Source organism: Vibrio sp. 1457 (assembly GCF_033340195.1).
Taxonomy (GTDB): Bacteria; Pseudomonadota; Gammaproteobacteria; order Enterobacterales; family Vibrionaceae; genus Vibrio; species Vibrio alginolyticus.
In genome coordinates this window covers 41,246-62,256 of sequence record NZ_JAWOWA010000005.1, presented here as the reverse complement: position 1 = coordinate 62,256, position 21,011 = coordinate 41,246, and the positions used below count along the sequence as shown (strand labels likewise).

Sequence of the window (21,011 nt, the reverse complement as noted above, 5' to 3'; positions counted from 1 at the left end):
CGCACACATAACTATTACAACCCGATTACATAACCCACCACACTCTTGCACGCTGCCGAAGAGGCAACAGCAGAGAGTATGGTTAGCCCCCAAAACGTGAAAGGTCTAATACAACAATGAGTCCAGAGAAATATCTCCAAGACTGGCAAACTAGCCAAACGATTGCTGAATCTATTTCCCCTCTAATTGGTAAGCTATATCGTCAAAAAGGAATCGAAGTGGTTCTGTTTGGTAAAACGCTTATTAATGCTACTACTATAGACATTCTCAAAACTCATCGCGTTGCAAGACGTTATACCGGTAACCCACTTTCGCTTGAGCACACGATGCCTATTATTCAAGCGCTTTGTGAAATGAGCATTTCTTCATGCCGTGTCGATGTTGGCCAATTGGCAACTATGTACTGGAATGAACATGACGATACAAGCTCTCTAAACGATTTCCTTATCACTGCACTTGATGGCGCTCGCGACGCAGATTCTTCATTGAAAGCGCGTGATGTGGTTCTTTACGGGTTCGGTCGCATTGGTCGACTACTTACTCGCCTTCTCATTGAGAAAAGTGGTCCAGGTTACCCACTAAGACTACGTGCGATTGTAGTTCGTGGCGGTAAAAAAGGCGATTTGGAAAAGCGTGCTAGCTTGCTGCGTCGTGACTCAGTTCACGGTCAGTTCAACGGTAGCATTGTTATCGATGAAGAGCGTAAAGCACTGATCGTTAACGGCAACTACATCCAAATCATCTACGCAAATAACCCAAGCGAAGTGGATTACTCAGCTTTCGGTATCAATAACGCGCTAGTTGTTGATAACACAGGTGTTTGGCGTGATTCTGAAGGCCTGAGCCAACACTTAGCGTGTAAAGGCGCAGAGAAAGTACTGCTAACAGCACCAGGTAAAGGTGACATCAAAAACGTTGTATTCGGTGTAAATGAGTCGGTAATTAAAGAAGATGACACCATCATCTCTGCGGCAAGCTGTACAACAAATGCAATCACGCCAGTCCTTAAGGCTCTGAACGATAAATATGGTGTTCTTTCTGGCCATATTGAAACCGTGCACTCATACACAAACGACCAAAATTTGATCGACAACTTCCACTCTGGTGACCGTCGCGGACGTAGTGCTTCACTAAACATGGTTCTGACTTCAACAGGTGCGGCAAAAGCAGTTGCTAAAGCATTGCCAGAGCTTGCAGGCAAGCTAACAGGCAACGCGATTCGCGTACCGACACCAAACGTTTCTATGGCAGTCGCTAATCTAAACTTAGGTGAAGACGTAGACCGTGATTCACTGAACGATTACTTGCGTGAAATGGCGTTGAACTCTGAGCTTTCGGCACAGATTGACTACACCGATTCAACAGAAATTGTATCAACTGACTTAGTTGGTTCTCGTCATGCAGGCGTCGTAGATGGTCAAGCGACTATCGCACAAGACAAGCGTTGTGTACTTTACATCTGGTACGACAACGAATTCGGTTACAGCTGCCAAGTTGTGCACTGTATGGAACAAATGATGGGTGTTCGTTACCAAACATTCCCTCGATAGGTGAACTTTGCTCCACAACGTTAACCACATAGCGTAGCGGACAATATCTCATATTTGTTCTAAATAATAAGCGCCATGCGCATTACTAATATTTTTCCCCGTTTATACGCCTGATCACCCTCAGGCGTTTTTTCGTTTCATTCATTTGACACTCTCCGGACAAAGTGAACGTCAGCATTCATGTTTTGTTCATGTTCACAGCATTAATCTGAGCACATAAATTACAGAGAGGTCATGATTATGAATCGGATTATTGTAACTGCACTAGCACTGATTACCGGCTTTTTTACGTTAGTATTTAGCTTGATCATTGCGATTCCGTTGACCATCGCAGCATTAATTACCGGTAAACGTATTGAAAAGCGCGTCAAGAAAATGCAGAGAGAAATGCACGAAGAGTATGAGTTTAATACAGGTAAAGCAGATGCGATTGAAGGTGAATTTGAAGAGGTTCGCCGGTAAGTAAATAAGATTTAGATGAGTTTCTCTCCCCCAACCGCTCCTGAGAAACTTCTTGCTTTCACCCTGTCCTTAAAATGGCAGGGTGCTTTTTTGAAAAGCACAATATTGAATAAGCACCTAGCGGTTTATTGCTTTATCTTTTTGTTGTAGGAGGCTGTGTAACCAGCCTCCCATAAATCACCATCGACACCAGAGTATGGGTTGGATTCTTTCGGAGCGCCGCTTAGGCAAGCATCTTTGCCTTCCTTCTTAATTTCATCGATGTGGTTTAAAACAAAGTCAAAGTGTTTAGGATCAGCCTTTTGTAGTAACCCGTACAAAAGGCCAAAGCCAAGCATCGTAAATACAAACAGTTCAAAAAACACCCAAATGCTCTTTGTTGAAAAGAATATCCAAGCAACGCTGCAAACACTGGTCAAAATTACTACTGGAGCTAAATCTACTATTCTTTGCATATTGCTCTCACCTTCTAAACGGTCATGGAGTCTCTACCCCTTTCATAGGGTAAGTAAGAGGAAAGTCCGTTTTTATCCAATAAAGCACTCTCGACTTAATATGCGACACTGTTAGTATTAACGTTAAGTGGCTATCGTTCTCATTATAACAATGCGTTGGAAAGTAGCTTTCACAGCAAATGAGAATATGAACCAAAGTAACACTATTGATAATATTAATTTTAGCAACGTTTAGCGTCAGAGTTACGTAAATTGTGTAAGGTTTACTGAGAGTAGACAAAAAAGCAGCCACACGGGCTGCTTTTAGTATTTCTGTCTTGCGAGCTTGTCTATACCGTTACGACCACTCTAAGAGCCAGCAGCATGAGTACTACCCCTGACAAACGATCAATCAACACTGCCTTAGAGCGAATTCTGTCAACGACTTTAGAGCTCGATAGCACTAGGGTAATAAAGGTGTACCAAAGCCCATCCACAACAAACGGCGTGGCAACAATGATCATCTGATTACTCAAATCATTACCGAGCGCGACAAACTGACTGAATAATGCGATAAAAAACAAAGCAATTTTGGGACTTAAAATCGAGATAAAAAAGCCTTCTCGCGCAGACTGGATTACCGTTGTCTCCTCACCTGACTCCAACTTCGCAGCCACACCACCTTTTGAACGCAAAGCATTAAACCCTAAATACGCAAGATATGCCGCACCCACAAGGCTAATCGTCTTGAACAGCATCGGGCTTTGCTGCAAAACAACAGCGAGACCAATCAAGGTAATAAACGCATATATACCAATGCCAAACGCATGAGCCCAAGCCGTAGCTAATCCATTGATACGTCCACCAGCCAACGAGTGCTTAGCGACAATAGCTAAACTGGGACCTGGTGACATAGCCCCTAATAAACACACGGTAAAAAGTGATAACCAAACTGTTAGTGTCATAAGAATCTCCCCTCTTTGACGCTCACTCTATCAACGGAAGAGGTATAATTAGAAATCAAAGTTATTCATACTAATCATGACTTCAAGTCATGGCTAAACGGTGTACGTATTAGCGAATGGAATATTCAGAGATTTGCATTACTGAGCGAATCTCTTCTCGCACCCATTTATGCGCAGGATCCGTGTCGTATTTGGGGTGCCACATTAACCAATATTGATGAATAGGTGTTTCGAGTGGTAATGCTTTATGGGTTAAGTCCCAATGCTTAGCGAGGTTAACGGCAATATGTTCAGGAGCCACCATCAGGTGCTCACTTGCAACTAAGCGATTGATCGCAGCAGAGAAGAATGGAACCTTAAAGGTAACGTGGCGGGTGTGCCCTAGCTCTTTCAATGCTAAATCAGTGTAGGAATCTTTGTCTCCGCCGCCAGTCACTTTGATGTGTGAATATGAAATCAAGTCTTCAATACTGATCTGGTCCTGCTTTGCTAACGGATGAGAAGATTTCATCAAACAAACTGATGAATCCTCACCAATTTTAACGCTCGACACACTCTGTGGTTTTTCTGGATACATAGAAGACGCGATATGGATGCCCGTCTCATGAAGTTTATCAAGAAAGTTGGGTTGCCACAGTCGGTACGCCATATCTAGCTGTGGCGCTTGTTCACCCAAGTGAGAGGCAATATCGGGCAATACGTATTGCGCCACGTAGTCACTAGAAGCAATAACAAGCTCACCTTGCCACTGCCGCGGCTCAAAAGGTTGGTCATCGAGTAAATGGTCAAACTCAGCCAATAATGCATCAAGCTTTGATTTTAACGCTATTGCTCGTGGCGTTGGTATCAGTTGATTACCTTGACGAATAAGCAGTGGGTCACCACACAGATCGCGCAATTGTGCAAGCTGTCGACTGACGGCAGACTGCGTAATGTGCAAACGTTCTGCGGTCCGGCTGACATGACACTCCTCTAAAAGTACATGCAAGGATCTAAGTAGATTCAAATTAATGTTGTTTAACATATTCGCTCAGAAGGGTTTTCAACATGGCATCCATTCATGGTCACTTCACAAACAGGTTCCCAGTCGTGTTAAAGAATTCAGCTAAGACGGTATGAGTCATCAGGTTTCGAAGCTCTGGATATCGTTGAATTTGATCTCTGATTTCATTCAAGCGAGCCATCGTAGGCACTTCGACAAAAACCATCATGTCCGTCTCACCGCTGATCGCATGACACCATTTTACGCCATCAATTTTGTATAATTCGTCCGCGTATGATTCGCAATAATACGTAGAGGTTGATTTATCGAACTTTAAGGCAAAATAGGCGCAAATCGAATCCCCACCCGAAGGCGCAATTTCAGCGTGATACCCTAGAATCACTTTGTCATGCTCTAGCTTGCGAATACGGGCCGTTACCGCAGAACGAGAAAGGTTTACTTTATCCGCAATTTCAGTCACCGACAGCCGAGCGTTGTGCCTGAGCAGATCCACAATCTTATGATCAAACTTGTCCATACCGTTACCAAGCTTTCCTTATTTTTCTCATTCTATACCGATTCTAACTGCATAAGAAACCAACATTTTGTTGGAATTATTTAAAACAACCGTCATATTGACGGTTTAGTAAATCATTTTGTGATTAACATTTTGGATATGCTATTTGGCGGGCATGAGATGAGTGCTGTTATCCATTTCAACAGAAAATAGATAACACATTGAAATCAAATTCCCAACTTAAGTACTCAGCACATAAATAGCATCGCTTAAACACATAAAACGAAATAACCAGAAGCCACAAGCTTTTTCGTAATAAGCCTCATAACATTGGATGAATCAATTCGCATGGAAGAGCTCAAAAAAGACATTTCACTCACATCAGGTATCGCACAGTTATCCACCACATTAATGGGAACTGGGCTGTTTATGATCCCGGCTATCGCAGCAGGTATAGCTGGCCATTTTTCACTATGGGCTTGGATTTTATTGTTCATCGCGATTTGTCCTATTGCGCTGACTTTTGCTCAACTGGGTAAACGATACCCCAACGCGGGCGGAACAGCCTTTTTTGTACGCAAAGCCTTTAACGCCAAACTGGAAAGTAGTGTCGCTTGGCTATTTGTTAGTGTCATTCCGGTAGGGGTTCCGGCCGCGATTGCACTCGCCGCAGGCTTCCTACAACAAATATTGCCAGAGCCTATTAGCAACAATCTGTTTGCACAAGTTCTCACGGTAGTACTTCTTGTGTTCGTCAACTTGATGGGCACAAAATCATCAGGTCATTTACAAACTCTTATTGCTTTAAGTGTCTTCGCACTTGTTGGCGCATTTTTATGGAAAGGCGACGTTAACAGTGCCGATCTTGTGATGCCCGCCATCACACAAGAGTCAATTTGGCCTATTACCGCAGCGTTAGGCGTGATGTTCTGGTGTTTTGTTGGCATAGAGGCTTTTGCCCACATGGGGGAAGAGTTCAAAAACCCTCAAAGAGATTTCCCTATTGCCATTGTGGTCGGTTGTTTTGTAGCAGGGGCTACCTATTGGGCATGCTCTGTCGTTATTTTAAAATTTGGCGCGTATGGTAACGCTCAATTTGATAACGCATCCATCCCCTGGCTTAGTGCCCAACTACTAGGCGATGGAGCCAAATGGATAATCAGCTTGATAGGTTTCTCCGCTTGTTTCGCGAGCGTTAACTTATACACACAGAGCCTAGCGCGAATGGTCTGGGCTCAAGCTCGTGAACATCGTCCTTCTAGTCCACTAGCCAAGATTTCGCGTCGTGGTGTCCCTTTCTCAGCCACCATATTAGTTGGCGGTATATTATTGATATCTTGTGTGATAGGAACCCTATCACAGCTCGATCTGGAGTTTTTCCTAAAACTCGCAAACAGTGTATTCGTTCTGGTTTACATGTTGACGATGTTAGCCGCTTTTAAATTGCTTCGAGGATTTGGTAAAGCGCTTGCGGGACTTTCTCTACTGCTTTGTACCGGTGTTTTTATATGTTTAGGCTGGTCAATGTTTTATGCACTTGGCATTTTTACTCTACTTTTACTGCCTTGGAAACAGTGGCGACATAAGCGACAAACACGTGTAGTTGAATAGTCATCGCTTCCCATTTCGAAATATGTGAGCTAAACGTTGGATACCAGCGTCTATGTTCTCTAACGCGATATTGCCGTAACCAAGCACGGCACCATGCCAGTGACGTGCTTGAAAATCTGGGTGTTCATAATAGCTCAAAGGTCGCAAGATGATCCCTTCATGCTCTGCTAGTTTTGTAAAACGCAGCTCATCCATACCGTCTTGCCATTTCAACGTAATATGAAGCCCCGCCGCTTGGCTAACGACGCAAACATGGTCGCCAAAATGCAGTTGAATGGATAAATGCATCTGTTCATGCTTAGTTTTGTACAGTCGACGCATTTTTCGAATATGACGTAATAACCCACCTTCAGTAATAAAATCTGCCAATGCTTCTTGTGTATGCATCGGCGAATCACCACTTAACGCATCCTTAACCACTAAGCATTGCTCTACTAAACGTTCAGGAACTACAAGGTAGCCAAGCCGCAATCCGTTAAACATCACTTTACTGAAGGAACCCACATACAACACGCGATCATCTCGACCCATTTGAGCTGCTAGCCCCTGTAAACTGGTATAGGGACGATGAGCAAACTGAAATTCGCTGTCATAATCGTCCTCGATGATCCAACTTGATTGTTCGACCGCCCAGTTGATGATCTTTCCTCTTTGCTCGGTATTGAGTGTGGTGCCCATCGGATATTGATTACTTGGTGTAATATACAGCGCATCGGCATCGCTTGAGGTCACCGCTTCCACATCAAAACCTAATTTCTCTCTTACGAACAAAGGCTCAAATTGATAGTTTTGGAACTGAATCAACTTCCGCATTTGCGCGTAACCTGGTTGCTCCATCAGAACCTTATCACCTTGTTTGAGCACTACCATCGTCGCAATTGACAACGCTTGCTGCGCCCCAGAGGTAATAATAATGCGCTCTGGAGAACAATTCACTGAACGGCTTGATGCGAGGTAGTCAGCTAAAGCACAGCGCAATGCCCAACTACCCTGAATATCTTGATTCCCCAACAAGCAAGTACGAGACATATGGCGAGTGAGTAACTTTTGCCATTGCGCCATCGGAAATGCGTCCAAATCCGGCACACCCGGTGCAAATGCGCGGTTGATATCAAAGTGAGCTTTCGGTGATGAGTCTCTCTGAACTGAACTAGGTTCAGGCAAGTACTGCTCTGGCAGTTCTACGGCAACATAAAAACCAGAACCTTTTTGGCTGTTCAAGTACCCTTCCGCCACTAACTGTTCGTAGGCAGAAATCACGGTATTCCTACTTAGATTAAGCTCTTGTGAAAGCTTCCGCGTAGAAGGCAGCTTCCCATTCTTCACCCACAGTCCTTGAACAATTTTCTTGCGAATAGCAAAAAACAACGCTTGCTGACGCGTTCCTTCACTGTCTTTTAAATGCAGGTCACCGATATCAATCAAAGACAAACTGGATCCATCCATTAGTTAAAAGTGGCTCTCTTTAAGCTACCAGTTAAACGCTACATTGCAATCAAAGAATGAGGATCAATCGCTCGTAATCGTGAGCAAACAAGGAGAGAAAATGCTATCCAACACCAATAGAACGGAAATTAAGAAAGGCGCACATAAAGCCGTCTCTGATGTTAGCAAACTGCACGCCATCATAGATGAAAGCCTAATCGCTCATATTGCGATAACCAACGAGTCAGGCCCTGTGGTCATCCCTATGCTGGCATGGCGTGTCGATGATTACGTGTATATCCATGGTGCCAACAACAGTCGACTATTACGCTCACTCAAACAAGGAGTGCAAACGTGCTTAACCTTTACTTTGTTTGATGGTTGGGTATTGGCTCGAAGTGCGTTTCACCACAGTGCGCATTATCGCAGTGTTGTGGTCTTTGGCCAGTTTGAGATGGTGGAAGATAACCAAGAGAAAGACAGGTTGCTGAATCACTTTATTGAACAGATCGCTCCGGGGAGAACAGAACAAGTCCGTTTGAGTAATGAAAAAGAACTCAAAGCCACCATGCTGCTGCGTATTCCACTCCTAGAAGCATCAGTGAAAATCAGCAATTTTGGCGTCAACGACGATGCGGAAGACATGGACATCCCTGTTTGGGCAGGTGTCCTACCCTACCGAACCGTCGTAGGTCCACTGCAAGCTTGTGACGATTTGTATGAAGGTATCGAAGAGCCAGACTACCGCAGTGCCTACTCTAACCGTTGGCAGGAATAAGCACCGTAAAACGTGCGCCGCCTAAGTGACTCTCGCCGACAGAAAGCTCCCACCCCAGTTGCCGCGCTGCACTGGTAGCGATGGCAAGCCCTAAACCAAAGCCTTTCATGTCGGCGTTGCGGCTATTGTCTAAGCGCGAAAATGGCATAAATACTTCTTCTCGCATCGCCTCAGGGATGCCCGGACCATCGTCCTCAATATCGATGCTCCAGCAATCCGCTACCGTTCGAATCGTCACCTCAACGCAGGACTCACCATAACGCTTGGCGTTTTGCAGTAAATTATCGAGGACAAGGTTACCCAAAGTAGGCTGAAAGTGAATCAATTGGTTCGCGAGTTTATTTTCTGCTCTCAACATGGCGGACTCTAAGCCTAGGTAGTTCATGCGGCTTTTACACCAAAGTGGCAGTTCCATGGTTTCAACAGAATCGATCCATGAGTGGTTTTTCACACTCAAGCGAGACAGCATGACAATGTCGGACGTTAAATCCGTCACGACATCAACGTATCGTTCAATATCGTCATGTAACTCTGCCTGCATTTCACCACTCGTGCGTCGAGCTAAATCCGTCGCTAGCTGAATACGACTCAGCGGAGTGCGCACTTCATGAGGAATAGCTTGAGTAAAGATGTGTGTTTGGCGCACTCGTCTCTCAATCTCTTCAGACATGCAGTTGAAGCCTTGGGCGAGCTCTTTCACGGGTTGCGAAAATTGCTTTAGCTCGACTCGCGTATTCAACTCACCAGAACCAAATTGTTGTTGCGCAGCCGTTAGTTGCCGAATTTGGCGGTCAAGACGTCGTACAGGTATGTAAACCATAATGCCTAAACTGCATACAACAACCAAAAGTAGAGTAAGTATAAATACAATCTCAGAATCTTCATTCCAATCAACGTGTGGGCTAAAGAAATCCGTTTTTTCTTTGAAAACTAAACTCTTCGAAGTGTTAGGCAAAGGGAATACCGCAGCATAGGTACTGCCATCAATAAGATAAACAGGTATCCCTTGCATACGGTACAGCAGATTACAATCTCGACAAGGCGGTGATCCGTCCCAGTTTTCAACCAATGTTAAATCAAAGATAAAGAAATCTTGCTTGCCGTTTTCGGTTAACTTCTTGTAGAGAGAATCCGGAGTGCCTCGTTGCTCAATGTATTGATCGACAAAATAAGCACCGTCACTCAAAAAAACACCGACTTCTGTTTTGCGCATGTACTCTTCCCCCATAAAGAGAAACAAAGCAACAGTCAGCGCAAGGCCAGTTACTAACCCCACATATAGACGAGTAAACAGGGAAAACATGCGTCATTTACCTGTCAGCATGTAGCCGTGGTGACGTATGGTTTTAATGGTAGCCGTATGGATATGAGCCTTAGAGAATTTCTTCCTTAGTGAGGATATACGCATATCAATCGAACGATCAGTAATACAGTATTCAATGCCTCGGGCAAGACGGCAACATGATTCACGAGATACTGGCTTATCGACATTCAGCATCAGGAGCTCTAAAATTTCAAACTCAGAACTCGTTAAACCAATATCTTTTTGCAAATAAAATGCTTGGGAGCGACGAAGACAAAGACTAATGCCATATCGGCTCAGCTTTTCTTCTTCAACGATATCAACTTGACGACAATAGCGACGCAACGCTGCTTCAATACGGGCGAGAAGGATATTGCCTTTTATCGGTTTGGTAAGGTAATCATCAGCACCAAACTTAAATAAGCTCACCTCGCTCATTTCATCATCGGTCGCAGTCAAAACAATGATAATACCATGATAAAACTTACGCGCCTCTTGGCATATTTCTGCGCCATTTTTTCCTGGTAACATCAAATCTAACAGCACTAGGTCCGGCTTGAGCCCCTTAATCGTTTCTAATGCATTTTGACCGTTATCGATGACAGTTACCGTATATCCTTCGGCTTCGAGGTACATTTTGGTTAATCGAGCAATCTCTGAGTCGTCTTCTACCAGTAAGATTGTATTACCCACCATGAATCATTTACTCCACCAATATGATGGAGGGAGTATATCGCTCGTCCTATACTGCGCAACCTACTTAAATGATAATTTTAATAAAACGCAGGCTTACATACGCTTACAAACCATACATATACGATAATCCTAATCATTCTATACCCCTAAAGCCATGCAATAACCTGAGGTTTTATTCATTATCAGAATATAGCTTCACATAGAAAATAAAATTCGGAATAAAAATCCACTATATTTTTAAATATATCGAATAATAGGTCTTACCAAAAAATAATATCAAAATATATGACTTAGTTTGCTTATATAGACAGGACTTTATGTTGCTTCTAAGTTTCCTGCTCTAATAAAGTCTACGAGTAACATGAAATGAGATATTCCAAATTAACACCTTTAGCCATATTTTGCGCGATAAGTCTAACTGCTTGTGGCGGCAGTGAATCTAATTCGAAACCATCGACAACGACACCTCCAACACCACCAATGCCAACATTGAGCACTGTCACAATCCCAACTGTCGTTTCTACAAAGTTTCCAGCCAAGTTAAAAGTGGCTGCTGATTCGGGCTTCACCCACTATGTGAAAATCTCCCTTTCCGAAGCAAACAACAACGATACATTTCACATTGTGGCTGTTGATGACGGTGCGAATAATGAAAAAATCTTTCGTGCAGCCAAAATCATCCAACACCTTCTCACAAACCAACCAGACTCTAAGTACGGTGCTGACAAGTCTCGTATCGCTAAGACATTAGCCGAGCGTGATGCCACACTAATGCTGACCGAAAACGACGAACAGAATGATGAGATGTTAACCAAAATCTTTATCAACGAACTGATTCGCCAAGACAAACTGAACGACGCAGTTACAAACTCGGGCTTAGCACACTCTTTTGATACGAGTTCTCTAGAAAAGTTTGTTGTAAGCATGATGGTACTTAACGAAGATGATATGGATACACTTGTCACATCTATCGCGTCAACATTAGTAACTAGTAAAGAAACACCAAACTGGCTAAGGAATAGCCAATCTTTAATGTATCGAGAACTGACAGTTGAAGGCGATTGCCATTACATGAGTAATTTTGCCGATTACTGCGCCAATCTTGGCAAAAAAGCCGAACGAGACGCCGCTTTTGAAGAAATTTTACACTTGGTCCAAGCGCAAGGTATTGCACCTAACACGGCGACTGCGGCACTGCAAAATGACATTCAAGTTCATGCGTTAAGCATCTATAACGATATTCAATCGGGCAAACCGACGGTGTGGCGCCCTACTCAGTATGACTGGGACGATTGGAAATCGGACGACTTCGATCCTGAAAGTGTTAAAAAAACGGGCCCTTCATATTCTCACGAATATTTTGCTGCCGCTTTTGAAGCTTACATGGGTGTAGCAAAAGCAAACGGACATGGTTTAGATGGCTACCAAGCGTTAACGCGTGAAGAAATGCAAACCCAAGATCCACAAGCCGTTGATTGGATCAGTGGCTTATTCCACGGATACTTGCAATATACCGCAAATATCGACTCTGCGGGCGTCAAGCTCTACACAGAAAAGACAAATCCAGGCACAGTACCTACCTTCCGTATGGCTCCCAACAAAGACGGTTTGATAGAAGCGTACACCTACAAATCTCAGTGGCTAACAAAAGTGAAGATCATTGGCGACGACGCGATGAATGTGATCGGTAATGATCAAAACAATACTTTTGAAGGCAACAGCAAAGACAACAGCATTTATGGTGAAGGCGGTATCAACACCTATATCGTGCCACACAAACTGGCGGAATGTACTGTTATCAAAGCAAAGAGCGTTTCTGTTGAGTGCCCGAGTACAGGCACTGACGAGTTGTACGACATTCAGAACATCCAATTCACCGACCAAACCCTAGATGTAACCAAGCTATAAAAAATGAAAAACATGAAGAAACTTATTCTATTCGCTCCCTTGCTCCTTGCTGGTTGTGGTGGCCTAGCCGTCATGGATCGTACTGATGCCGTAAAAGCACAACCAGAAATGCTGATCAAAACCGACGGTGATTTTTGGGGATTCGGTGCAGATGGCCATTTTGATTTTGCTGGTAAGTACAAAGGCAAGTATTCACGCAGTGCTTCTAACTCAAGTTGGTTTAACCGTATCTCTTTCAAAGAAGGTTCAATGGGCGCGGAAGTGACTCGTATCGACAGCGGGGAAACTTGGCTTTTGAACTGCACTGGAGGCGGTATGTCGGTTAACTACATGGGCGTCGATTTTGGTGGGAATGATCCTTACACCTGTGACATTACTCAAGATGGTAAAAAAGTCGGTGAGTTTGCGATGGAGCCAAAATCCGCTCTCATCGACATCAGCTTTGAGAAAAAAGAGACAGGCGTAGTGCGTATTGGTAGCACCCACTTTAATGTAGAAACTGTACATACTAGTCCTGACGCCATGATGGCGGTAGACATTCCATTGGGTTATAGCTTTAAGGAAGGCACACAAGAAATTGCCGCAGTGCAGACGAACGGTACCATTGCGGTACAGATGCTCCCTGAACTTAGCGAACAAAAAAAGGATGTAATTGCCATCGGCGCTGTTGCAAGTGCACTAAGTTGGCGTCCTAAGAAATAGCCACCACATAAAACGACACAAAAAAATAACAAAGCCCTCAACTTTGAGGGCTTTTATTGCTTGTACTCATAGAGATAAGTGGAGCACTACTTCTCTAATCTTCCCGTATACTGCTTGGGCGTTAATCCACGATGTTTCTTAAACATACGATTGAAGCTCGCCACATTGGTGTAACCAAGGCGCGTGGCAATGTCATCAATACTCACGCGCTTACTCAACAAACCAGCTGCAATATTACTCAATACATAGCCAGAAACCGTCGAAAAATTGAGTCCTAATTTATGCAAACGACGTTGAAACTGCTGTTCAGATAAATCAAGCAGAGAAGAAACGCGCTCTAACGTTGGCAATCCATAATGGCTGCTGTAATTCACCACTTCATAAATCACTTTCAACTCATCTTCTGGGTCGGGCATATTAAGCAAATCATCCAAATCGGAAAAACTCATCGCTAGACGGTTGTCTTCTCGATGGCTCACTTGGCGAGAAGCTAGTCGGTCATCTCCCGGGATCCATATCTCTGTTTTTGGCTGACTCCATTCCACCTCGCAGCCGAAATATTCCCGGTATCTCTCAGTATTTTTTCTCGAGCCTGAAACCTTGACACGTAAAGGCTGGTAATCTTTGCCAAGAAATTCGCGTAACACCTTAATCATAAATACCGCACAGCGGATACTATCGTGCACCTTTACTGACGTTTCTATAAACGGGTTGTGGTAAGTCCATTTGATGATTTTACCCGACTGTTCGCCAGCAAAAAACGCCCCTGATTGTAGGTTGCTCACACCATAATTCACTCGCCGAATGGTACTGGCTAAATCATTGCCGGAGAATAACCAGCGTCCCACTGGCCCTAGCTTTTGCAGTTCAATACCTCGGCTGAGACTCAACACCACATCCGGGTCACCACTGGCTTGTTCAACACAACGGTACCATTCCGCAACGGCTTTTAGCGGGATCAGTGTCATTGGGTTACGAAACACCGATGCTGGGATCCCTAACTCATCCGAGTCCAAATTGTATTTAGATAACGCGAGGTTATGCATGTTTAGAATGCCCATCGCGCGAATAAACCGAACCGTTTTCATAACCAATCACATCAAATTTAATCCTGTAGTGATTGAATCTGTCACAAAGAAAGCCGCAAATCAAATTCAGATCACAATACGCCAACAGTTTGATAGAGGAGTGTTTAATGAGTTTACTGAGTGTCCCATTTGTCGGTACAGGCGCAGATACGGCGTTACATGTTGTCGCTGCTGTCGTTTTAATTGCGAGTGTCGCGGGCGCTTGTTACGGCTTTTGGAAAATCCATGAATTGCCTATCAATAAAGCACACAGCAAAGACCATCATCAGATAGGGCTCATCACTGCGCTGACCTGGATAGGGTTTGTCTGGCACTGGGTTTGGGTGCTAGCCGTGATCTTTGCATTTGTTGATATGGAAAAAGCCATCATCAATCTGCGTGATACATGGAAAAGTAAACCGCAAACAGAAACACAGCCAAAAGAGGAAGCATAATGTTAGAAGGTTTAGCGGTATGGGCACTCTTCATCTATCTGTTGCGTTTGGTTGGCATGCCTTGGAACAAAGCAACCAAATCGTTCGCTTATCTTGGCGGCTTGGGTTGGCTAATGTTCGTCTGGGTAGGTTTGATTAACTTCACCCCGATGGATTTATCCGGCGGTTCTGTCGTGCAGTCACCACACATCCAATTGCGTCCAGATTCAACCAATGTAAAAGGTAAAGTTGACCACATTTACATTGAGCCGAATCAGCAAGTTAAAGAAGGTCAGCTCATTTATGAACTTGACCCAACGCAATACAAAATCGCATTAAATCAAGCGAACGTATCCGCTGATTCTGCTCGCGTTGCATTAGCTACAGCAAAAGGCGACATCGAGATTGAAGAAGCTAACCACGAAGCGCTAGTGCAAGATCTAGAAACATCAAAGAGCCAGTTGGAAGCGGCGAAAGTTGACTACAAATTGCAGAAAAAAATGCTAGATCGTTATGTTGAGCAAAACCGAGTGGTGCACAACACCATCACGGAAAGCGATATCGACAAACAATCGAGTGCGGTTGATATGGCACGTCACAACGTGTTGACCCTTGAGTCTCAAATCAAGAAGAAACAAGTCGATATTTCCCGTGCAAAACTGGCGATTCATAAAGCGGAACTTGCAGTTGAAACTAAACAAGCCGAACTGCGCCAAGCTGAAGAGCAAATTGCAAAAGCGCAATGGGATTTGAATAGCACAAAAGTTCATGCCCCAACAGATGGCTTTGTCACCAACTTTATCCTGCGTGAAGGTCAGCGTGTATCAATGATGCCGCGTATCAACATGTACACCAACGAAAAGTACGTGCTGATGCGAGTCAACCACCAGGCGATTCGTAACATCAAACCGGGTCAGCCAGCGGAATTCTCTTCGTCCGTTTACCCAGGTAAGATCTTCTCAGCGACCGTCGAAGGCATTGTTGAAGCAACAGGTGAGTCACAAGCTAATCTACTGGGTTTCGATGATTCCGTACGTGTCACCACTGGAAAGAACTTACAGAACAAACACCACTTTGTTCGTCTTAAGATTGATGAGCCAGAAGGCTACGACATCCCTGTTGGCTCTGTTGGCCTCGCATGGGTCAGCGGTGAAAAACCGATAGGCTTTATGGCCTTCTTAGATGTGATTCGCGGGATCATCATCCGAATGAAGTCTCAACTGTACTTCTTCTACTCTATCTAAACTCGCAAACCGCCAGTTACGCTGGCGGTTTTCTTTTCATTTGTATCCAAACATATCCTTTTCCCGTATAACAATTAGTTAGTAAATAGCGGAGAAGATTCATGTCGGCAAAGGAAAGAAGCCTACCTACCCATCGCATCTCAAGATTCAGCAAGTTCGCTTCACTTGCTACCCGTGTCGCAGGCAATGTGATTGCAGAAGGCACGAAGCAGATAGCCAAAGGCAACAAACCAAAAGCGAAAGACCTCTTGCTGACGCCACAGAACATCGCGCGTTTAACCGACCAACTTGCTCATCTACGTGGCGCTGCAATGAAGCTTGGACAAATGCTATCAATGGATGCTGGTGATGTTTTAGAACCTCAACTCGCCGATATTCTTTCCCGTCTTCGTTCCAACGCAGACCCAATGCCTGCAAAACAACTCAACGCAGTAATGGAAAGTTCGCTAGGAACGAATTGGAAAGCTGAGTTTCTGTCATTTAACTTCAAACCAATCGCCAGTGCATCAATAGGACAAGTGCACCAAGCCTACAGCGATGCGGGCGATAACCTAGCCGTCAAAGTGCAATATCCGGGCATACGGAAAAGTATCGATAGCGACGTCGATAATGTCGGTACACTGCTCAAGGTCGTTGGGTTGATTCCCGAGTCTGTCGACTACAAAGGATTGCTCGAAGAAGCGAAAAAGCAGCTACATGACGAGGCCGATTACGCACGAGAGGCACAATTTGCCATTCGTTATCATGACGCTTTGAAGGAGCACCCTCATTTTGTGGTGCCCAAGATTCATACTGAAAGTTGCTCAGACTCCGTTCTCGCGATGGAATTCATTGATGGCAGTCCGATTGAGCAAATCGAACATTATGATCAGAGTACGCGAGATTTTGTCATGCACAGCCTACTCGAATTACTGTTTCGAGAGCTGTTCGAATTTAAGATGGTACAAACCGACCCAAATTTCGCCAACTACTTATATATCGAAAACACTCGTCAAATCGGCTTGCTAGATTTCGGGGCCACTCGCGAGTACAGCGAGCGGTTCAGCACTGGTTATCGCCAAGCTTTCGCATCTGTCGTTAACAATGACGAACAAGGCTTGAATAATGCGCTTGAACAAATAGGCTTCTTCAGCCAAACCATCCTTCCAGACCAACGCCAAGCGATTCTCGATCTAGTGAAAATGGCATGTGAACCTATGTTGGTCGATGAGCCCTATGATTTCAAAGTCAGCGGCTTAGCACAAAAGCTTCGCGAGGCTGGCACCATTCTAAGCATGGAGCAAGAATACTGGCATACTCCACCAGCAGATGCCCTATTTTTACACAGAAAAATCGGCGGAATGTACTTGCTGGCAGCCCGTATTGGCGCAAAAGTGAACATTCGCCAATTGGTACAGCCATATCTCACCATCAACAGCGAATAGCCTATTGTTTTTCTGTTACTTTCAAGTACCTTGAGCAAGGTTAAGATGCATAGTTGTGCATCTCAATAACATGCCATACTTCCATAAAACGAATTAACTATCGGGGTACTCGGTGAGCAAGTTTCAAGATCTCTCCACTCTAATCCAGCAAATTGGCCAAGCCGAAGAAGCGGATCAAGTCGCAACGCTCAATGAATCTATTGAAGCGGGCCTCGAGCCCGGCGCGGTTGCCCTGATTCTAGAAGCATTTCCAATCGACGATCGTGTTCGCTTATGGCGAGCTTTACCACTAGAGCTACATATCGACGTGTTAACGGAAATGCGTGCGGACGTACGTTTCTCTATCATCAATGCGTTATCTGAAGTCGAGCTAAAGCTCACTCTCGCTAAACTCGACAACTTGTCGCTCATCGAATGGGCCGATTCGTTGCCAGAGTCGATCATCAACGAAGCGCTCTCGTTGATAGAAAAAGATGAGTTGGAACTTTACGATCAAGCAAACGAGTATGCTGATGAAGAACTCGGCCACTGGGCTGAACGTAAGATCATCACCCTGCCCTTCAACATTACGATTGGGACAGCTAAGCAGTTAATGGAGCGCTATAGCTACGACACGCCTCAACAGGTGTATCTGATTAATCGTAATAAACAGTATCGTGGAACGGTCAATTACTTCGATATCTTACGTGGTGAGCCCGATACTCGCTTAAAAACACTCGTTATTGAGGCTGTGACGGTTCTAGACAGTAAAATGATGCTTCCTGAAGCGGTAGAGGCATTAGAACACAGCACACTGCCCGCTCTCCCTGTAACTGATGCAGACCAAACACTGATCGGTGAAGTCGATTGGCAGTTTGCATTGAGTACACAGCGTGAAATCTACGAAGCACGTTTGATGGCCGGTACAGGTATGGATGAAGGCGATGACTTGTTTGCGCCAGTATTAAAAAGCTCGCAAAAGCGCGGTGTTTGGTTAGGCATCAATTTGCTTACTGCGATTTTGGCGTCTGTCACTATCGGACTATTTGAAGATGTAATTGCGCAGGTGGTGGCTTTGGCGGTGCTCATGCCAATTGTTGCATCCATGGGGGGCATTGCTGGCAGCCAAACGCTCACTCTAATGATTCGTGCGATGGCGCTTAATCAGATCACCCCAGGTAACCGTTTCAAGCTATTGAAAAATGAGCTGGGTATTGGCTCTCTGAACGGCATTGCTTGGGCGTTAATCATCGGCGGGCTCGCCGGATTGTGGTTTCAATCTCCGGTTCTAGGTGGGACCATCGCGCTGGCCATTATCGTCAATATTATTACCGCAGCTTTATTTGGTGTGCTGATTCCCATCATTCTGGATAAGTTTAAATTGGACCCCGCTTTGGCTGGCTCGGTGATTCTAACAACAGTGACAGATGTAGTTGGTTTTTTCGCCTTTTTAGGAACGGCGAGTTTAGTCATGCTTTAAAAGGTTCATTGTTTATTAATCAATCATTAGCATAATAGAGTCAAATTGCATAACGCAGTTGCAAATTGCAAACATACTCAAACTTTAAGCAACGCATGTCACAGAAACTACGTATTTTAGGGCATATTAAAGTTGGCACAGTAACTGCATTATATAAATCGACCCTTCTTAAGCCGAGGGTCACCTAGCCAACTGACGTTGTTAGTGAACTTGATTTTGTTCACATGTATATAAGCCAATCGCACTCTTTGCGGTTGGCTATTTTTTTATGTGGCTATTGCCCTCTTATCCTCTGACCGAGCTCGGTTGTACTTTTCTTACCCACAACAGATTGTTTACTGTTTATAAAATTCAAATATTCGCCCACTAAACCATTAGAAATACCAGCTTCAACAAAAATAAATCACCTACATAAAATAAAACCAAGAAAACACACCCAAGAAAAGAACAAATAACGTCCAAACCAAAAATCTCATCATGAAATCGTTTTCTTTTCATAGAAATCGACTGAACAATCCAGAGTTATAGATAAATTTAATCCATAAAAACAAATGGCAATTCAAAACACTAATTTCACATAGAAAACCTGTCTATAAATCATAGAAAATACGTAAAAATAAATTTTTCAATTTTAGAATTTAAAAATTAAACCATTGTTATTAAAGGAAAAAATACAAACCAAAAACCAAGCAAACGTTTAAATTTCAATTTTATCATTGACTATTAAATTTACATCACGATAATACGCGCCGTTTGCCTGAAAACCAGGTGCTATAATTAAATATTTCAATGTGCGGAGGTAATAATGGCTGGAGACAATAATTACAGTCTTGGACCAGTTCCCAACACGGCCAGAAAAGGCGTGGCATCACTTACAATGGTGATGTTAGGACTCACTTTTTTCTCCGCAAGTATGTGGACTGGGGGTTCTCTCGGTACTGGGCTCTCCTTCAATGATTTTTTCCTCGCTGTTCTCATCGGTAACCTAATCCTCGGTATTTACACTTCTTTCCTCGGTTACATCGGCGCTTCTACTGGTCTCTCTACTCACCTTCTTGCTCGTTTCTCTTTTGGTTCTAAAGGCTCTTGGCTTCCTTCCGCTCTTCTTGGCGGTACTCAAGTTGGGTGGTTTGGAGTTGGTGTCGCGATGTTTGCGATTCCGGTGCATAAAGCAACGGGCATCGATACCAACACGTTGATCCTTGTATCCGGTTTGCTCATGACCGCGACCGTTTACTTTGGCATCTCCGCACTGATGGTGTTGTCAGCAATTGCCGTTCCTGCCATTGCGCTACTTGGCGGCTACTCTGTCATCGAGGCAATAAATAGCGTTGGTGGTATTGGCGAACTACAACAAGTTCAACCAACCGAGCCACTCGATTTTTCAATAGCTCTCGCGATGGTTGTCGGCTCTTTTGTCAGTGCTGGTACATTAACGGCGGATTTCGTACGCTTTGGTAAAAAGCCGCGCAGCGCCGTGATGATCACCATGGTGGCATTTTTCATCGGTAACTCGTTAATGTTTATCTTTGGCGCGGCAGGTGCGTCGGTGACGGGTCAATCAGACATTTCTGAAGTGATGATCGCGCAAGGTCTTCTTATTCCAGCTATCATCGTTCTTGGCTTGAACATCTGGACCACCAACGACAACGCGCTCTACGCATCGGGTCTTGGATTTTCCAACATCACAGGCTTACCAAGTAAATACATCTCAATGGCGAACGGTCTTGTTGGCACACTTTGCGCTCTCTGGCTCTACAATAACTTTGTTGGCTGGCTGACCTTCTTATCTTTGGCAATTCCACCGATTGGCGGTGTGATCATCGCTGACTTCTTCACGAACCGTAAACGCTACGCAAACTTTGAAGCCGCCCAATTCCAAAACGTTAACTGGGCTGGCATTATCGCTGTCGTGATTGGCGTTGGTGCGGGACACTTCCTGCCTGGCGTAGTGCCGATTAACGCTGTACTTGGCGGCGCAATTAGCTTCCTGATTCTTAATCCTATTCTTAACAAAAAAGCACTGGCTACACAGCCAGCGTAAGGAACC

At 44.3% G+C, this 21,011-nt stretch carries 19 protein-coding genes; 11 read left to right on the top strand and 8 right to left on the bottom strand.

What is annotated here, in order from left to right; all coding sequences use genetic code 11:
• The first annotated feature begins 116 nt into the window (after window positions 1-116).
• Both R7Z41_RS07065 and R7Z41_RS07060 read left to right on the top strand, forming a co-directional pair.
• Window positions 117-1,550, top strand: a complete 1,434-nt coding sequence (locus R7Z41_RS07065) for a glyceraldehyde-3-phosphate dehydrogenase (protein ID WP_025767937.1) — start codon at window positions 117-119, stop codon at window positions 1,548-1,550.
• A 240-nt stretch (window positions 1,551-1,790) separates the two neighbouring features.
• Window positions 1,791-2,012 carry a hypothetical protein gene (locus R7Z41_RS07060; protein ID WP_005373607.1) on the top strand — a complete coding sequence of 74 codons (222 nt, stop codon included), beginning with the start codon at window positions 1,791-1,793 and terminating at the stop codon, window positions 2,010-2,012.
• A gap of 125 nt (window positions 2,013-2,137) precedes the next feature.
• Here the strand turns inward: R7Z41_RS07060 and R7Z41_RS07055 are convergent, their stop codons facing one another.
• From R7Z41_RS07055 to R7Z41_RS07040, 4 genes are all read right to left on the bottom strand, one after another.
• A complete protein-coding gene (locus R7Z41_RS07055) occupies window positions 2,138-2,467 on the bottom strand; it encodes a hypothetical protein (RefSeq protein WP_005373609.1) in 330 nt (109 codons plus the stop codon).
• Window positions 2,468-2,796: 329 nt separating this feature from the next.
• Window positions 2,797-3,411, bottom strand: coding sequence for a LysE family translocator (locus R7Z41_RS07050; protein WP_005373611.1), 615 nt, complete (start codon window positions 3,409-3,411; stop codon window positions 2,797-2,799).
• 109 nt (window positions 3,412-3,520) lie between these two features.
• The gene (locus R7Z41_RS07045) at window positions 3,521-4,435 is read right to left on the bottom strand and encodes a LysR family transcriptional regulator (RefSeq protein WP_005385616.1); all 915 of its coding nucleotides are present in this window, start codon (window positions 4,433-4,435) and stop codon (window positions 3,521-3,523) included.
• A gap of 40 nt (window positions 4,436-4,475) precedes the next feature.
• Entirely contained in the window at window positions 4,476-4,931 is a 456-nt protein-coding gene (locus R7Z41_RS07040) for an Lrp/AsnC family transcriptional regulator (protein ID WP_005373615.1), read from the bottom strand.
• Window positions 4,932-5,258: 327 nt separating this feature from the next.
• On the opposite strand from R7Z41_RS07040, the gene yjeH reads away from it, so the two are divergent.
• Complete coding sequence (gene yjeH, locus R7Z41_RS07035; RefSeq protein ID WP_225477481.1) at window positions 5,259-6,521, top strand: L-methionine/branched-chain amino acid transporter; 1,263 nt, start codon at window positions 5,259-5,261, stop codon at window positions 6,519-6,521.
• Here yjeH and R7Z41_RS07030 read toward each other — a convergent pair whose 3' ends face one another.
• A complete protein-coding gene (locus tag R7Z41_RS07030; RefSeq protein ID WP_206970338.1) occupies window positions 6,522-7,967 on the bottom strand; it encodes a PLP-dependent aminotransferase family protein in 1,446 nt (481 codons plus the stop codon). It lies immediately after the preceding gene.
• Window positions 7,968-8,067: 100 nt separating this feature from the next.
• On the opposite strand from R7Z41_RS07030, the gene R7Z41_RS07025 reads away from it, so the two are divergent.
• Window positions 8,068-8,724 (top strand): pyridoxamine 5'-phosphate oxidase family protein, encoded by a 657-nt coding sequence (locus R7Z41_RS07025; RefSeq protein ID WP_206970339.1) that lies wholly within the window; start codon window positions 8,068-8,070, stop codon window positions 8,722-8,724.
• On the opposite strand, the gene R7Z41_RS07020 is transcribed toward R7Z41_RS07025, so the two are convergent.
• Both R7Z41_RS07020 and R7Z41_RS07015 read right to left on the bottom strand, forming a co-directional pair.
• Window positions 8,705-10,027, bottom strand: a complete 1,323-nt coding sequence (locus R7Z41_RS07020; RefSeq protein ID WP_206970344.1) for an ATP-binding protein — start codon at window positions 10,025-10,027, stop codon at window positions 8,705-8,707. The genes R7Z41_RS07025 and R7Z41_RS07020 overlap by 20 nt on opposite strands.
• A 3-nt stretch (window positions 10,028-10,030) precedes the next feature.
• A complete protein-coding gene (locus R7Z41_RS07015) occupies window positions 10,031-10,723 on the bottom strand; it encodes a response regulator transcription factor (protein WP_005373624.1) in 693 nt (230 codons plus the stop codon).
• Between the two features lie 366 nt (window positions 10,724-11,089).
• Between R7Z41_RS07015 and R7Z41_RS07010 the strand changes: the two genes are divergently transcribed.
• Together R7Z41_RS07010 and R7Z41_RS07005 are read left to right on the top strand one after the other, a co-directional pair.
• Window positions 11,090-12,631 carry a hypothetical protein gene (locus tag R7Z41_RS07010; protein WP_206970345.1) on the top strand — a complete coding sequence of 514 codons (1,542 nt, stop codon included), beginning with the start codon at window positions 11,090-11,092 and terminating at the stop codon, window positions 12,629-12,631.
• 12 nt (window positions 12,632-12,643) lie between these two features.
• Window positions 12,644-13,333 (top strand): hypothetical protein, encoded by a 690-nt coding sequence (locus R7Z41_RS07005; RefSeq protein WP_031778833.1) that lies wholly within the window; start codon window positions 12,644-12,646, stop codon window positions 13,331-13,333.
• A gap of 86 nt (window positions 13,334-13,419) precedes the next feature.
• Here R7Z41_RS07005 and R7Z41_RS07000 read toward each other — a convergent pair whose 3' ends face one another.
• On the bottom strand, window positions 13,420-14,421 hold the full coding sequence (locus tag R7Z41_RS07000; RefSeq protein WP_054574582.1) for an AraC family transcriptional regulator: 1,002 nt from the start codon (window positions 14,419-14,421) through the stop codon (window positions 13,420-13,422).
• A 107-nt stretch (window positions 14,422-14,528) separates the two neighbouring features.
• On the opposite strand from R7Z41_RS07000, the gene R7Z41_RS06995 reads away from it, so the two are divergent.
• The 5 genes from R7Z41_RS06995 to codB all read left to right on the top strand — a co-directional run bounded on the left by R7Z41_RS06995 (window position 14,529) and on the right by codB (window position 21,005).
• Window positions 14,529-14,855: an MFS transporter gene (locus tag R7Z41_RS06995; protein WP_017635162.1), complete on the top strand. Its 327-nt coding sequence runs from the start codon at window positions 14,529-14,531 to the stop codon at window positions 14,853-14,855.
• Entirely contained in the window at window positions 14,855-16,078 is a 1,224-nt protein-coding gene (locus tag R7Z41_RS06990) for an HlyD family secretion protein (RefSeq protein WP_206970346.1), read from the top strand. The genes R7Z41_RS06995 and R7Z41_RS06990 overlap by 1 nt, the downstream gene beginning before the upstream one ends.
• Window positions 16,079-16,179: 101 nt before the next feature.
• Entirely contained in the window at window positions 16,180-17,502 is a 1,323-nt protein-coding gene (locus R7Z41_RS06985; protein WP_064369370.1) for an ABC1 kinase family protein, read from the top strand.
• A 112-nt stretch (window positions 17,503-17,614) separates the two neighbouring features.
• Window positions 17,615-18,961, top strand: coding sequence for a magnesium transporter (locus R7Z41_RS06980; RefSeq protein ID WP_132937197.1), 1,347 nt, complete (start codon window positions 17,615-17,617; stop codon window positions 18,959-18,961).
• A gap of 805 nt (window positions 18,962-19,766) precedes the next feature.
• On the top strand, window positions 19,767-21,005 hold the full coding sequence (gene codB, locus R7Z41_RS06975; protein ID WP_158173402.1) for a cytosine permease: 1,239 nt from the start codon (window positions 19,767-19,769) through the stop codon (window positions 21,003-21,005).
• Window positions 21,006-21,011: the final 6 nt, after the last annotated feature.

Excerpts from the sequence above, each read along its gene's own strand:
- R7Z41_RS07000 (WP_054574582.1), bottom strand. The coding sequence starts at position 14,421 with ATGAAAACGGTTCGGTTTATTCGCGCGATGGGCATTCTAAACATGCAT.
- R7Z41_RS07040 (WP_005373615.1), bottom strand. The coding sequence starts at position 4,931 with ATGGACAAGTTTGATCATAAGATTGTGGATCTGCTCAGGCACAACGCT.
- R7Z41_RS06995 (WP_017635162.1), top strand. The coding sequence starts at position 14,529 with ATGAGTTTACTGAGTGTCCCATTTGTCGGTACAGGCGCAGATACGGCG.
- R7Z41_RS07025 (WP_206970339.1), top strand. The coding sequence starts at position 8,068 with ATGCTATCCAACACCAATAGAACGGAAATTAAGAAAGGCGCACATAAA.
- R7Z41_RS07060 (WP_005373607.1), top strand. The coding sequence starts at position 1,791 with ATGAATCGGATTATTGTAACTGCACTAGCACTGATTACCGGCTTTTTT.
- R7Z41_RS07020 (WP_206970344.1), bottom strand. The coding sequence starts at position 10,027 with ATGTTTTCCCTGTTTACTCGTCTATATGTGGGGTTAGTAACTGGCCTT.
- R7Z41_RS07005 (WP_031778833.1), top strand. The coding sequence starts at position 12,644 with ATGAAGAAACTTATTCTATTCGCTCCCTTGCTCCTTGCTGGTTGTGGT.
- codB (WP_158173402.1), top strand. The coding sequence starts at position 19,767 with ATGGCTGGAGACAATAATTACAGTCTTGGACCAGTTCCCAACACGGCC.
- R7Z41_RS07030 (WP_206970338.1), bottom strand. The coding sequence starts at position 7,967 with ATGGATGGATCCAGTTTGTCTTTGATTGATATCGGTGACCTGCATTTA.
- yjeH (WP_225477481.1), top strand. The coding sequence starts at position 5,259 with ATGGAAGAGCTCAAAAAAGACATTTCACTCACATCAGGTATCGCACAG.
- R7Z41_RS07010 (WP_206970345.1), top strand. The coding sequence starts at position 11,090 with ATGAGATATTCCAAATTAACACCTTTAGCCATATTTTGCGCGATAAGT.
- R7Z41_RS07065 (WP_025767937.1), top strand. The coding sequence starts at position 117 with ATGAGTCCAGAGAAATATCTCCAAGACTGGCAAACTAGCCAAACGATT.
- R7Z41_RS06985 (WP_064369370.1), top strand. The coding sequence starts at position 16,180 with ATGTCGGCAAAGGAAAGAAGCCTACCTACCCATCGCATCTCAAGATTC.
- R7Z41_RS06990 (WP_206970346.1), top strand. The coding sequence starts at position 14,855 with ATGTTAGAAGGTTTAGCGGTATGGGCACTCTTCATCTATCTGTTGCGT.
- R7Z41_RS07015 (WP_005373624.1), bottom strand. The coding sequence starts at position 10,723 with ATGGTGGGTAATACAATCTTACTGGTAGAAGACGACTCAGAGATTGCT.
- R7Z41_RS07050 (WP_005373611.1), bottom strand. The coding sequence starts at position 3,411 with ATGACACTAACAGTTTGGTTATCACTTTTTACCGTGTGTTTATTAGGG.
- R7Z41_RS07055 (WP_005373609.1), bottom strand. The coding sequence starts at position 2,467 with ATGCAAAGAATAGTAGATTTAGCTCCAGTAGTAATTTTGACCAGTGTT.
- R7Z41_RS07045 (WP_005385616.1), bottom strand. The coding sequence starts at position 4,435 with ATGTTAAACAACATTAATTTGAATCTACTTAGATCCTTGCATGTACTT.